General features: G+C 62.2%; 13 protein-coding genes. 8 read left to right on the top strand and 5 right to left on the bottom strand.

Annotated elements, in window-relative coordinates; all coding sequences use genetic code 11:
- Positions 1-161 precede the first annotated feature (161 nt).
- The 8 genes from ugpB to A3AS_RS0142255 all read left to right on the top strand — a co-directional run bounded on the left by ugpB (position 162) and on the right by A3AS_RS0142255 (position 6,366).
- Positions 162-1,478, top strand: a complete 1,317-nt coding sequence (gene ugpB, locus A3AS_RS0142220) for a sn-glycerol-3-phosphate ABC transporter substrate-binding protein UgpB (protein WP_018323438.1) — start codon at positions 162-164, stop codon at positions 1,476-1,478.
- A 50-nt stretch (positions 1,479-1,528) separates the two neighbouring features.
- Entirely contained in the window at positions 1,529-2,410 is an 882-nt protein-coding gene (gene ugpA, locus A3AS_RS0142225; RefSeq protein ID WP_018323439.1) for a sn-glycerol-3-phosphate ABC transporter permease UgpA, read from the top strand.
- Positions 2,410-3,258 (top strand): sn-glycerol-3-phosphate ABC transporter permease UgpE, encoded by an 849-nt coding sequence (gene ugpE / locus A3AS_RS0142230; protein ID WP_018323440.1) that lies wholly within the window; start codon positions 2,410-2,412, stop codon positions 3,256-3,258. Before ugpA ends, ugpE begins: the two co-directional genes overlap by 1 nt.
- A gap of 108 nt (positions 3,259-3,366) precedes the next feature.
- Positions 3,367-4,452 (top strand): sn-glycerol-3-phosphate import ATP-binding protein UgpC, encoded by a 1,086-nt coding sequence (locus A3AS_RS0142235; protein WP_018323441.1) that lies wholly within the window; start codon positions 3,367-3,369, stop codon positions 4,450-4,452.
- 261 nt (positions 4,453-4,713) lie between these two features.
- Entirely contained in the window at positions 4,714-5,139 is a 426-nt protein-coding gene (locus A3AS_RS0142240) for an Hsp20 family protein (protein ID WP_018323442.1), read from the top strand.
- Between the two features lie 50 nt (positions 5,140-5,189).
- Positions 5,190-5,462 carry a DUF1150 domain-containing protein gene (locus A3AS_RS0142245; RefSeq protein WP_007598581.1) on the top strand — a complete coding sequence of 91 codons (273 nt, stop codon included), beginning with the start codon at positions 5,190-5,192 and terminating at the stop codon, positions 5,460-5,462.
- 119 nt (positions 5,463-5,581) lie between these two features.
- The gene (locus A3AS_RS0142250) at positions 5,582-5,875 is read left to right on the top strand and encodes a type II toxin-antitoxin system Phd/YefM family antitoxin (RefSeq protein WP_018323443.1); all 294 of its coding nucleotides are present in this window, start codon (positions 5,582-5,584) and stop codon (positions 5,873-5,875) included.
- Complete coding sequence (locus A3AS_RS0142255; protein WP_018323444.1) at positions 5,872-6,366, top strand: type II toxin-antitoxin system VapC family toxin; 495 nt, start codon at positions 5,872-5,874, stop codon at positions 6,364-6,366. Before A3AS_RS0142250 ends, A3AS_RS0142255 begins: the two co-directional genes overlap by 4 nt.
- Before the next feature lie 233 nt (positions 6,367-6,599).
- On the opposite strand, the gene A3AS_RS0142260 is transcribed toward A3AS_RS0142255, so the two are convergent.
- The 5 genes from A3AS_RS0142260 to rpoN form a co-directional block, all read right to left on the bottom strand.
- Positions 6,600-7,622, bottom strand: coding sequence for a glycoside hydrolase family 5 protein (locus A3AS_RS0142260; RefSeq protein WP_018323445.1), 1,023 nt, complete (start codon positions 7,620-7,622; stop codon positions 6,600-6,602).
- 13 nt (positions 7,623-7,635) lie between these two features.
- Positions 7,636-8,952 (bottom strand): O-antigen ligase, encoded by a 1,317-nt coding sequence (locus A3AS_RS0142265; protein ID WP_018323446.1) that lies wholly within the window; start codon positions 8,950-8,952, stop codon positions 7,636-7,638.
- 490 nt (positions 8,953-9,442) lie between these two features.
- Positions 9,443-9,904: a PTS IIA-like nitrogen regulatory protein PtsN gene (gene ptsN / locus A3AS_RS0142270; protein ID WP_008141251.1), complete on the bottom strand. Its 462-nt coding sequence runs from the start codon at positions 9,902-9,904 to the stop codon at positions 9,443-9,445.
- A 231-nt stretch (positions 9,905-10,135) separates the two neighbouring features.
- On the bottom strand, positions 10,136-10,762 hold the full coding sequence (hpf, locus tag A3AS_RS0142275) for a ribosome hibernation-promoting factor, HPF/YfiA family (protein WP_018323447.1): 627 nt from the start codon (positions 10,760-10,762) through the stop codon (positions 10,136-10,138).
- 201 nt (positions 10,763-10,963) lie between these two features.
- On the bottom strand, positions 10,964-12,592 hold the full coding sequence (gene rpoN / locus A3AS_RS0142280; protein ID WP_018323448.1) for an RNA polymerase factor sigma-54: 1,629 nt from the start codon (positions 12,590-12,592) through the stop codon (positions 10,964-10,966).
- Between the last annotated feature and the right edge of the window lie 83 nt (positions 12,593-12,675).

Consider the following 12,675-nt stretch of genomic DNA (forward strand, 5'->3'; position numbering starts at 1 on the left):
ACCGCGAACCCATGCGGCCGCCCATGCCGTCTTCGCCTATTTGCCGGCTTCCCTTTTCCAGCGCTTGCCGCTTTCGTTTCGGCCGCTTACACAGTCATGTGAACGTCATATGGCGCTGCTAGCGCAAGCGCTTCTTTTGACGGCCAAGGGAGGTTTACTTGATGGCTCTTCGACACTTTGGGGCGGCTGCCGCATTTGCACTCACGGTTGGCATGACGGCCTCGCCGGCGCTGGCCGTGACGGAAATCCAGTGGTGGCACGCGATGACCGGCGCCAACAACGACGTCATCGTCAAGCTCGCCAACGACTTCAACGCGTCGCAGAGCGACTTCAAGGTCGTTCCGACCTACAAGGGCAATTACGCCGACACCATGAACGCGGGTATCGCGGCATTCCGTGCCGGCAACGCGCCGCACATCATGCAGGTGTTCGAGGTCGGCACCGCCACCATGATGGCTGCGACCGGCGCCGTGAAGCCCGTCTACAAGCTGATGGCCGAGGCCGGCGAGAAGTTCGATCCCAAGATCTATCTGCCCGCCATCACCGGCTACTACTCGACCTCGAAGGGCGAGATGCTGTCGTTCCCCTTCAACTCGTCGTCGACCGTGATGTGGGTCAATCTCGACGAGCTGAAGAAGGCCAATGTCGCGATCCCGAAGACCTGGCCCGAAACGTTCGAGGCCGCCAAGAAGCTGAAGGCTGCCGGTCATGACACCTGCGGCTTCTCCGGCTCCTGGGTCACCTGGGTCAATCTCGAGCAGCTCTCCGCCTGGCACAACGTGCCGCTCGCCAGCAAGGCCAACGGCCTCGACGGCTTCGACACCAAGCTCGAGTTCAACGGGCCGCTCCAGGTCAAGCATCTCGAAAACCTCGTCGAGCTCCAGAAGACCAAGGTCTACGACTATGCCGGCCGCACCAACACCGGCGAAGGCCGCTTCACCTCGGGCGAATGCCCGATCTACCTGACCTCGTCGGCCTTCTTCGGCAACGTCAAGGCCCAGGCCAAGTTCAACTTCACCGCTGTGCCGATGCCGTATTATCCCGAGGCAAAGGGCGCGCCGCAGAACTCGATCATCGGCGGCGCTTCGCTCTGGGTCATGGGCGGCAAGCCGGCCGATGAATACAAGGGCGTCGCAAAATTCCTGACCTTCCTCTCGGACACCGATCGTCAGGTCTACATCCACAAGGCCTCGGGCTATCTGCCGATCACCAAGGCGGCCTATGAGAAGGCCAAGGCCGAGGGCTTCTACAAGGACCAGCCCTATCTCGAGACCCCGCTGCTCGAGCTGACCAACAAGGAGCCGACCGAGAACTCGCGCGGTCTGCGCCTCGGCAACATGGTCCAGCTGCGTGACGTCTGGTCGGAAGAGATCGAGCAGGCGCTGGCCGGCAAGAAGACCGCCAAGCAGGCGCTGGATGCCGCCGTCGAGCGCGGCAACACGATGCTGCGGCAGTTCGAAAAGACCGCCGTCAAGTGAGGCGATGAGCGGCAGGCCGGTCCCCCGGCCTGCCGCTTTCGGCGGACACCATGCAAAAGCAAGCCATTTTCCAATCCAAGCTATTGCCTTACGTGCTGGTTGCGCCGCAGCTCGCGATCGTCCTGCTATTCTTCTACTGGCCGGCCCTGCAGGCGGTGATCCAGTCCTTCCTGCTCCAGGACGCCTTCGGCCTGTCGACGAGCTTCGTCTGGTTCGAGAACTATCTCGATCTGTTCAGGGAGCCCGCCTATTTCGAGGCGATCCTCCGCACCTTCTTCTTCTCGTTCGCCATCGCGGTCTCGTCGTTGTCCTTTGCGCTGCTGCTCGCCGTCATGGCGGACAAGCCCCTGCGCGGCTCGATGCTCTACCGCACCCTCTTGATCTGGCCCTATGCGGTGGCGCCGCCGGTCGTCGGCGTGCTCTGGATCTTCATGCTGCATCCCTCGCTGGGCGTTATCGCGCGCTACCTGCGCGCGCTCGGGATCGACTGGAATCCGCTGCTCGATGGTGACCAGGCGGCAACGCTGATCATCCTCGCCGCCGCCTGGAAGCAGATCTCCTACAATTTCCTGTTCTTCCTCGCCGGCCTGCAGAGCATCCCAAGAAGCGTGCTCGAAGCCGCCGCGATCGACGGTGCGCGCCCGATGCGCCGGTTCTGGACCGTGACCTTCCCGCTGCTGTCGCCGACCATCTTCTTCCTGCTGGTCGTCAACATCGTCTACGCCTTCTTCGACACGTTCGGCATCATCGACACCATGACCCGCGGCGGTCCCGGCAAGTCGACCGAGACGCTGGTCTACAAGGTCTATTCCGACGGCCTGCTCGGCGGCAATCTCGGCAGCTCCGCGGCGCAATCGGTGATCCTGATGGTCATGGTCATCGTGCTGACGGGCATCCAGTTCCGCTTCGTCGAACGCAAGGTGACCTACTGATGGTCGAGGAAGAGGGCTTTCGGCGCTACGTCGCGCACATCATTCTCTGGATCGGGATCACGATCGTCGCCTTCCCGGTCTACATCGCGTTCGTCGCCTCGACCCAGGACAACGCGCTGATCGCGAACGGGCAAATGTCGCTGCTGCCGGGCGGTCATTTCTTCGAGACCTATTATCAAACCATCTTCGTCGGCACGAGCGGCTCGACCCGCGAGCCTGTCGGCAACATGATGCTGAACTCGCTGGTGATGGCGCTGCTGATCGCCGTCGGCAAGATCGCGATCTCGATCATCTCGGCCTATGCGATCGTGTATTTCCGCTTTCCGTTCCGGATGCCGATCTTCTGGATCATCTTCATCACCCTGATGCTGCCGGTCGAGGTCCGCATCTATCCGACCTACAAGATCGTCGCCGATCTGCACATGCTCGACAGCTATGCGGGCCTCGCGCTGCCGCTGATCGCCTCGGCCACCGCGACGCTGCTGTTCCGCCAGTTCTTCATGACGGTGCCGGACGAATTGCTCGAGGCCTCGCGCATCGACGGCGCGGGTCCCTTGCGCTTCTTCTGGGATACGCTGCTGCCGCTGTCGCGCACCAACATGGCGGCGCTGTTCGTGATCCTGTTCATCCTCGGCTGGAATCAATATCTCTGGCCGCTGCTCATCACCACCCGCGACGACATGCAGACCATCCAGGTCGGCATCCGCAAGATGATCACCACCACCGACGCGCTGACCGAATGGCCGATCGTGATGGCGACCGCCATGCTGGCCATGCTGCCGCCGGTGTTCGTCGTCGTCGCCATGCAGAAATTGTTCGTGCGCGGCCTGGTCGAGACGGAAAAGTGAAGATGGCGAATGGTGAATGGCGAGTAGCGAATGGGGTCGCTGCGTCAGCCTTGCGTGTCAACCAATCCCCATTCGCCATTCCCTACTCGCTACTCGCCGGTGCAATCCATGGCTAACGTCACCCTGCGCAACGTCCGCAAGACCTATCTCGGCGGCTTCGAGGCCATCAAGGGCGTCAACGTCGATGTCGGCGACGGACAGTTCTGCGTGCTGGTCGGCCCCTCCGGCTGCGGCAAGTCCACCTTGCTGCGCATGGTGGCGGGCCTCGAGACCGTCACCGGCGGCGAGATCGACATCGGCGGCCGCGTGGTCAACCAGGTCGAGCCCGCCGATCGCGACATAGCGATGGTGTTCCAGAACTACGCGCTCTATCCGCATATGAGCGTCTTCAACAACATGGCCTACGGCCTGCGCAACCGCGGCATGGCGGAGGCCGAGATCAAGTCCCGGGTCGAGGAAGCCGCGCGCGTGCTCGAGCTGTCACCGATGCTGGAGCGCAAGCCGCGCCAGCTCTCCGGTGGCCAGCGTCAGCGCGTCGCCATGGGCCGCGCCATCGTACGCCAGCCGAAGGTTTTTCTATTCGACGAGCCGCTATCGAACCTCGATGCGAAACTGCGCATCGCGATGCGGGTCGAAATCCGCAAATTGCAGCGCCGGCTCAACACCACGTCGATCTACGTCACCCACGACCAGCTCGAAGCCATGACACTCGCCGACATTCTCGTCGTGATGAATGGCGGCCAGGTCGAGCAGGTCGGCAATCCCCTCGCGATCTACGAGAAGCCGGCGACCACCTTCGTCGCCTCCTTCATCGGGGCGCCGCCGATGAATTTGATGTCGACGCGCCCCGAGGAGATCAGATCACAGCTCGGCGGCAGCGCCTCTGACGCCGGCATTCTCGGCATCCGCCCGGAAGACTTCGTCATCACCGACCAGACACCGGCTGGCGGCGTCGCTTTGCCGCTGACCGTGGAAGCGATCGAGCGCGTCGGCGCCGAAACCTTCGTCTACGGCTCGCGCGAGCAGGAAGAGCAGCGTGTCGCCGCCACGCCGGGCGAGCTGCCGCCCGGCGAGATCATCGTCCGCATTCCCGGAACCGAGGCCCCCGCCATCGGCGCGAAAATCCGGGTGGCGGCGGTGCGGACGAAGCTGCATTTGTTCAGCGGCGACGGGCGGACGCGGCTGGAGGCCTGATCCGTTCCGAGGGGCCGGAAACCACAAAACGCAAAAACAACCCCATGCACAGTAGAAGGGGGTCTGTTTTTGTTGAGATAAATCGCCAGCTGAATTCGTCATGCCCGGGCTCGTCTCAGTCATGACGGCTGGAGATGGCCAATCCACAGCTCCCCGGCTACCTGCTTGAACCAGCACGGGAACATGCCCATATTGCTGATCAAGGGGCGCCTCTACGGGCCCTGATGCACCAAAGTCGCTTCTGCGAGGACTTTGTAAACTATGTCTCGTGTTCCCACGTTATCCAGTCCGTTCCTTCTGGGCTTCGACGAGATTGAGCGCGTGCTCGATCGCGTCGTCAAAGGCGCCGACGGCTACCCTCCCTACAATATCGAGAGGTGTGGCGGCGCGGACGGCCAGCCCGAGCGGTTGCGTATCACGCTGGCGGTCGCCGGATTTACGCGCGACCAACTCGATGTAACCATTGAGGAAAACCAGCTCGTGATCCGCGGGCGGCAGCAGGACGACAAGTCCCGGCAATACATCCATCGCGGCATCGCCGCGCGCCACTTCCAGCGCACCTTCGTGCTGGCGGAGGGGATGCTGGTGCTGGGTGCGGATCTGAAGAACGGGTTGTTGTCGATCGATCTGGCCCGGCCTGAACCGGAGAGGATCGTTAAGACAATCGCTATCAATGAGCACGAATAATGGAACGAGTAGCGGACTCGACCGCTTAGTGTTCCAGAGGAGTCGAGACCATGAGTGAAGGTCACGTTGCGTTCGAATATGAAGCCAAGAACGTCTCACCCGAGACCCTGGCAACCCTTGGCGAAGGCCATATCGCCTATGTGAAGCAGATCCGCTCCGAGGACGTGCCGGGCCTGTTTCCCGAAGCGCCGAAAATCGCGCCGGGCTTAAAACTCTTCGCGCTCCACGCTGCCGACGGCACGCCGATCATGCTGACCGACAGCCGCGAAGCCGCGATCGCGAACGCCTGGAGCAACGAGCTGCAAGCCGTCAGCGTGCACTGAGCGCACGTCGCACGAACAGAGTTTCAACGGGCACGCCTTCGCAGGAAGGCGTGCCCGTTTTATTTTGACGATGAATTCGGATACTCTAAAATCTGGTTGATCCGACCAGAAAGAAGCACATGGCGGCAAAGCGTCTCTCTTCGAAGAAGGGCCTTCAATCGAGGCGATGGAGCCTTCAGGATGCGAAAACGCACCTGAGCCAGATTGTCAGAGAGGCCCATCGCTCCGGACCACAGCGCGTGACGCTGCACGGGAAGGATGCCGCAGTTATTGTCGCAGCAGAGGAATTTGACCGCCTTCAGCGGCCCGCAAGCGGTCGCGATATCGTTGTCGCCCTTGCCAGGTCTCCGTTACGCGACCTGGAGTTCGAACGCCTGACGATCAAGTCCAAGGTTCGGGATGTCGAGCTTTGAGGGGATGGCTGCTCGATACCAACCTGGTTTCGGAACTACGCAGGCCTAAACCCAATCCTGACGTCGCGAATTTTGTTGCCGACCAAAGCGGCGACGACCTCTATGTCACGGAGGTCACATTTGCCGAAATCGTCTACGGCATCGAGCAACTCACCGACCCCGCCAGGCGTGCGGATCTTCAATCGTGGCTGGATAACACGCTTCGGCCATTGTTCGTGGGGCGAGTTCTTGGCATCACAGAGGAGGTGATCGTTCGGTGGAGAACGATGGTCGCCGAGGGGCGCAAGCGCCCCCACACGTTCGGACAACCGGATTTGTTCATCGCGGCCATCGCCGCTTTACAGGACCTGATCGTGGTTACACGGGATGTCGACGAATTCGTCGAGGCGCGCGTCCCAGTGTTTGATCCGTGGACACACAGGTTTCATCGTCGCGGCAAAGCGACGCTCATGCGGCCACCAGTGACGCTCGAAGTACTCTCTATGACATAGCGCAAGCCGTCGTTGTTGCCGATCTCGCGAGCAGCCGCGGCAGCACGAGTCGATCGCTTGGTCTTACGCGATCGTGGGGCGCCTTCACGCGAGAGCGTGCCCGTTTTGCGTCGTGTAACTACCTGGCTCAGGGCAAAGCGGCGGCGGAAATAATCCGACCGCTCGAGGTCCGCCTTGCGCAGCGAGGTTCGCAGATTCGGCTTGCCGAACTCGGATTGCGGAACTTTCTCGCTTCAACGCGCCGCCGGGATCAACGCCCGCAGGATGTCCGGCTTCCAGGTTTGACGCGCGCTGTCGAAGGCCGCGAAATCGTGGTCGAACTGCCAGTAGGCCCAGGCCCAGCCGAGGCGCTCCGCGTTTCGTGCCACGAACGACAGGTATCTCGTCCGTGCTTCGGCTGGTGCGGCCTCGTACACACCGAACTCGCCGAGAAAGATCGGGCGCTTTTCCCGTTCGGACCAGGACCTGACCTTCTCGAAATCGGTGCGCGCCTTCTGCTCGTCCTCCGCCGTGCCCCAATCGAGCGGGCCTATCTGCGAGAATGTCGGCGACCACGGTGCGCCCTGATGGGTGAAACGGAGCGGTGCGTAATAGTGAAACGTGACGATGAGGTTTCGGTCATCTGACGGCAGCACCAGGTCCTCGATGGGCATCTCATCGACGTTGAGAACCGCAGCGATCAAAGTCCGCCGGGGGTTGGTGGCGCGGATGATGCCGAGACACTCGTTCAAAAGGACGTTCCAGGCGGCGGACGTCATCTGTCCGCCCGGCTCATTGAGCACCTCGAAGACGAGGGTCGGATATTTTCCGGCATAACGCGCGGCGATTTGCGTCCAGAATGCTTTCAGCTTCTCGGCACACTCGGAGACGGCGCGCTGACAGACATGGGTGTCGTGCTCGTCCAGGACGGGGATGAGATTTCGGGCGAGCACCTCCTCGATGACGGCATCGAGCCGCCTCAAGACGATCTCGTTCAGCGAATTCCCCGGGTCCATGAACTTGAAGCCGAAGAAATTGATGCGAACGTGCGAGAACCCGGCGCGTCTGATGGCGGCGAGGTTGTCCAGACGAAATGGCGCGTTCCGACCTCCCTCCCAGATGCCGTCGTAGCCGAGGATGTTGATGCCGCGCCCCAATTCTCCGGGGGTGCGCGCGGTGCCCTGCTTGGCTGCGTCGGCCTGAGAGCAGATCGCGAGCATGGCGATCGCCAAGGTGAGACGGAAGGTCACCGACCGGCGGGCGCAGATGGCATTCATGCCGCTTTCTCCATCATGGCAGCAGGGATTGCTGCGGCACCGGCCTGCACACCGCGAAGAAGAACGCGACGAGAAGCACCGACGTGAACATCGTCGAGCGGAGAAACATCGTCTCCGTGAAGTTCGATTGAAAGCTCAGGACGACGAATCCGATGATGAGAGCGCAATGCGAACGATCGATCGACCGGGTGGCGATCAAGTACAGGACCTTTTCCGAAAACAGATAGACGCTCGCGCCAAACAGCAAATATCCCAGAAACCCCGTTTCAATCGCCACCGCGATGTAACCGCTATGATAATTGTCGAGCACCCAGCCATGGTTCTGGTTGAAATAGTCGTAAATCGCGGGGCGCGTCCAGAATCCGTTGATGCCAAAGCCCAGCAGGGGCGCGTCGTTGAAATGGCTGATGGCGTACTGCCAAATGAAAGTCCGCTCGGTCAAGTCGATGGTCGATTCGCCGCCGAGATGAAAGGAATCGTACCCCGTCAGATAGAAATACAGGAACAGCAGCGCGGCCAGAATGCACATGATGAATGGCAGCACCGCATAGACTCTCATGCAGCGGATCGACCACATCGAGGTGACGAGCAGCCCACACGCGGCAACGGCAACGGCGCCGGCACCACGGGATTCCGAGGCAATGACGCACGTCGACGCCAGGAGAAACGTCGCGAGAAAAGCGATCCATCCGTGCCCGGTCATCTTCTGATAGCAGGCAAAGAACATCAGATATGCGCTGATGAAGCCGAGCGTCTGCTTCGATTCGTAGATTCCTTGCCACTGGCCATTGTGCATCCAGCTCTGGTCGACGCCGATCTCGGGCACGAAGACGGCACACAAGGCCGAGGCGGCGACCAGAATGAAGAACCCGAGTGCCGTCGATCCGACGATCTCGTTCACGTCGATACGGGTAATGAGGCAGTACGCACCGAAGGTCGTCACCACAAGAGCCGCGCTCTTCATGATCGCCGCAACGGCGAGACTGGTCCAGAGAACGGAAATGGCAGCGAGGGAATAGAATGCCACCAGCGCGATGAGATCGGGATTCGGCTGCACGCGTACGCGTGGACGCACGAAGACACTGGCGTAGATCAGGATGATCCACATCACGAGCGCAACGGCCTGTTGCAGATTGCTCCACTCTGCGGGAAGCAGCGCGGGTTGGAAGACCCCCATCGACGCGACCACGTTGACGGTGATCGAACCGCGGATCACGTTTCTGGCAAGCTTCTCCACACCGACGCTGCGCGCTTTCCAGATCGCGCTCTCGTATGCCTCGGAATCCGGAGCGATTCGTGGGCTGGCCCTGAGCTGACCTTCCTGAAGCACGGCCGATGTCCCCTACCGCGCGTCGCGACCGCCTTCGCGCGGTCGACATTCCCGGGACTTGCGCCGCGAGCGGGCCTCGATTGGCCCGGACATCAGTTCGAGCAAAAGCGCAGCCTGAACCCAACGATATCGATGATTGGCGGTTTGTCGCCGGCTCCAACACCGGCACCGAGGGGATCGCCTGGGCGTCTTGCCAGGCGGGTAGCTTTTGGACGATAGGCCGGGCATCCGCCGGCCGAGGCCCGGTTCCCCGCGCCGTTCTCCCCCCGCCGCGCCAATGCGCAACGACGCATTTCCATTCCAAATCACGTCCGCTCAGTCCACAGCTTCGAACGACTGTTAGCGGATTTTGGCGCCGCCCAATATGCCGTGCGTCTCAAGCGGGAAAATTTTCGGAGCGTCTACCCGCAGATCCCCTTGGTCAGGGCGCGACGCCGGCAATGCCGGGCGATCCAGGAGGCCAGAGTCGATCCGGCCTTTGACGGCGAAGTTACGCCGCCGTTGCCGGCGGCAGTGCCAGCACAGAGTAAATCGCCTGGGCATCGCGCGAAGCGCGCAGTTTCTTGGCGATGTCCTGGTCGCGCAACAAGCGGGCGATGCGGGCGAGGGCCTTGAGGTGATCGGCGCCGGCGCCTTCGGGGGCGAGCAGCAGGAAGACGAGATCGACCGGCTGGCCGTCCATCGCCTCGAAATCGATCGGACGGTCGAGACGTGCGAACAGGCCAAAAATCTTTTCGAGCTTGGGCAGCTTGCCGTGCGGAATGGCAACGCCATAGCCGACCGCGGTGGTGCCGAGCTTCTCCCGCTGCAGCAGCACCTCGAACACGGAGCGCTCGTTCTGCCCGGTCAGCTCGGCGGCCTTGGCCGCGAGCTCCTGCAGGGCCTGCTTCTTGCTGTTGACCTTCAATGCCGGGAGAATCGCCTCGGGTGCGACCAGATCGGTAATCGGCATGGAGGGTTTCCGAGGTGAATTAAACCGTCAGGTTCCGAATTGGCCGGCTTGGAGAGAAACCACGCCGGGCCGGCGTCAAGAAGGTCAAGCAGGAGGAGGACTTAGCCCAAATCCCGTTAAGTCCTGATGTGGGGCGCTTCTACTCCAACGCAATCCCGGTGCCAACTCCCGCGTGCGGCTTTGCCCCGGTCATTGTTAAGGCCTGCGGATGGTACGGGGCCGGGCTTTTGCCTATCCCCCGGCCGCGCTGTTCCCCTTGCCATCCGCGCCGGCATCCGTTTTGGCTCCGGGCGGGTCGATCCAGCCCACATTGCCGTCGGCCCGGCGGTAAATGATGTTCACCCGGCCGCTGGAGCCATGCTGGAAGACCAGGCAGGGAGCCCCGCTCAGGTCGAGTTCCATGACGGCCTCGCTGACCGACAGCGGCTTCAGCGAAGTGGTGGCCTCGGCGATGATGACGGGGCTGTAGCCGGTGACCTCGTCCTCACCCTCCGGCGCCTCGAGCACGTAGCTGGTGGCATCGAGCGCAGCCATTGCTTCGGAGGCGACATGGGCCTTGCGGGCGGAGCGGTCCTTGAGCCGGTTCTTGTAGCGGCGCAGCCGCTTCTCGATCATCAGCAGCGCCTGGTCGGCGCTGGCATAGGCATCCGGCGCGTTCGAATCGGCCTCCAGCGTGATTCCGGAATCGAGATGCAGGGCGCAATCGGTGCGGAAGCCGAAGCCGTCCTTGCTGAGCGTGATGTGGCCGGAATAATTGCCGTCGAAATATTTGCGCAGCACCTCGTCGGTGCGGTCGGAAACGCGGCCACGCAGGGCCTCGCCGACGCTGATGCTCTTTCCCGAGATTCTGAGAGTCATGTGATGCCTCGCTTGGTTCACGTGCTCGCGGTGCGATGCCACGTCATCGCACCTCTGGAAGATTTCCTGCGCATGCTCTCCCCGCAAACGCCTTCGGCGTTTGTCGGGAAGGAAAACCGCTGGACACTTTTCCGGATCATGCGTGTGCTTGGATCCGTCTCGACGGGGGGTCGAGAGTAGCGCGATTTCGCGCCAGCGCAATCAGGCCGGTTCGGTGTTGCGGGAGCGATCGGACAAGGCGGTGGTGAGGACGTTACCAAGAGCGCTCTGCTTGTCGCGGCGACGTTGCACCGAGGAAGGAATGCGCATGGCTTCGCGGTACTTCGCGACCGTGCGGCGGGCAATATCAATGCCCGAGGCGCGCAAGCGTTCCACGATGGTGTCGTCCGACAGGATCGCCGCGGGCTCCTCCGAATCGATCAGCTGCTTGATGTGGTGGCGGACGGCTTCGGCGGAATGCGCCTCGCCGCCGTCGGCCGAGGCGATCGAGGCCGTGAAGAAATATTTCAGCTCGAAAGTGCCGCGATTGGTCGCCATGTACTTGTTGGCGGTGACACGCGACACCGTGGATTCATGCATCTGGATGGCGTCGGCCACGGCCTTCAGATTGAGCGGCCGCAAATGCGCCACGCCGTGGGTGAAGAAGCCGTCCTGCTGGCGCACGATCTCGGTTGCAACTTTCAGGATGGTACGGGCGCGCTGGTCGAGCGCGCGCACCAGCCAGGTCGCGTTCTGCAGCGCGTCGGTGAAATAGGACTTGTCGCCGTCCTTGCCGATCTTCTTCGACAGCTCGGAATAGTAGGTCTGGTTGACCAGCACGCGCGGCAAGGTGTCGCTGTTGAGCTCGACATGCCAGCCGCCGTCGGGACCCGGGCGGACATAGACGTCGGGCACCATGGTCTGCAGACGCGCCGAGCCGAACTTCATGCCGGGCTTGGGATTGAGACGGCGGATCTCGCCGATCATGTCGGCGATGTCCTCGTCATCGACGCCGCAGATCTTGCGCAGGGCCACGATGTCGCGCTTGGCCAGGAGATCGAGATGCTCGACCAGAGCCTGCATCGCGGGGTCGTAGCGGTCGAGCTCGCGGAGCTGGATCGCCAGGCATTCGCTCAAATTGCGCGCACAGACGCCGGGCGGATCGAATTTTTGCAGCACGGCAAGGACGCCCTCGACGTCGGCTTGCGTCGCGCCAAGGCGCTCGGCGGCCTGGCCGAGATCGCCCGGCAGATAGCCGGCTTCGTCGACGAGGTCGATCAAATACTGGCCGATCATGCGCTGGGCAGGTGCGGTGAAGGCCACCGAGAGCTGCTCGGCGAGATGGTCCGAGAGCGTCAACTCGGCCGCGACAAAGGCCTCGAGATTGTAGTCCTCGTCGCCGGAGGCGCCGCCGCCCCATTCCGTATAGGTCGTCGGCGCGGCGTCCTGGGCGTTGCGCGCCGCGGCCTCGGCCGGTTCCTCGGAGAAGACGTTGTCGAGGCCCGTGTCGAGGGTCTGCTCGATCTCGGCGCGGGTGCCGAGATCCTTGCTCATCCATTCTTCCTGGCCCGGCTCGAAGGCGTCGCCGCCGCCAAAGCCGTCATCGCCCTGGCCGTCGCCTTGGCCGCCGGACTCCTCGCCATCGCTGTACTGGCCGGCCTCGGCCGGGGCCTCGCCCGCGGGGGCCTCGTCATTGGCCCGTTCCAGCAGGGGGTTACGCTCGAGCTCCTCTTCCACGAAGGTCGTGAGATCGAGATTGGACAATTGCAGCAGCTTGATCGCCTGCATCAACTGCGGCGTCATGACCAGCGACTGCGATTGCCGGAACTCTAATCTCTGCGTGAGCGCCATGAAGCAAGAACCGTTCCCAAAAATTGGTCCGATTTTTGCTTATCCTAGTCCAGGCCCGATGTACACGTCTTGACGAACGCAAA

It is taken from the genome of Bradyrhizobium sp. WSM2793 (assembly GCF_000379585.1).
Taxonomy (GTDB): Bacteria; Pseudomonadota; Alphaproteobacteria; order Rhizobiales; family Xanthobacteraceae; genus Bradyrhizobium.

Bases quoted from the DNA above. Each gene is read 5' to 3' on its own strand.
- ugpB (WP_018323438.1), top strand. From the start codon at position 162: ATGGCTCTTCGACACTTTGGGGCGGCTGCCGCATTTGCACTCACGGTT.
- ugpA (WP_018323439.1), top strand. From the start codon at position 1,529: ATGCAAAAGCAAGCCATTTTCCAATCCAAGCTATTGCCTTACGTGCTG.
- ugpE (WP_018323440.1), top strand. From the start codon at position 2,410: ATGGTCGAGGAAGAGGGCTTTCGGCGCTACGTCGCGCACATCATTCTC.
- A3AS_RS0142235 (WP_018323441.1), top strand. From the start codon at position 3,367: ATGGCTAACGTCACCCTGCGCAACGTCCGCAAGACCTATCTCGGCGGC.
- A3AS_RS0142240 (WP_018323442.1), top strand. From the start codon at position 4,714: ATGTCTCGTGTTCCCACGTTATCCAGTCCGTTCCTTCTGGGCTTCGAC.
- A3AS_RS0142245 (WP_007598581.1), top strand. From the start codon at position 5,190: ATGAGTGAAGGTCACGTTGCGTTCGAATATGAAGCCAAGAACGTCTCA.
- A3AS_RS0142250 (WP_018323443.1), top strand. From the start codon at position 5,582: ATGGCGGCAAAGCGTCTCTCTTCGAAGAAGGGCCTTCAATCGAGGCGA.
- A3AS_RS0142260 (WP_018323445.1), bottom strand. From the start codon at position 7,622: ATGAATGCCATCTGCGCCCGCCGGTCGGTGACCTTCCGTCTCACCTTG.
- ptsN (WP_008141251.1), bottom strand. From the start codon at position 9,904: ATGCCGATTACCGATCTGGTCGCACCCGAGGCGATTCTCCCGGCATTG.
- hpf (WP_018323447.1), bottom strand. From the start codon at position 10,762: ATGACTCTCAGAATCTCGGGAAAGAGCATCAGCGTCGGCGAGGCCCTG.
- rpoN (WP_018323448.1), bottom strand. From the start codon at position 12,592: ATGGCGCTCACGCAGAGATTAGAGTTCCGGCAATCGCAGTCGCTGGTC.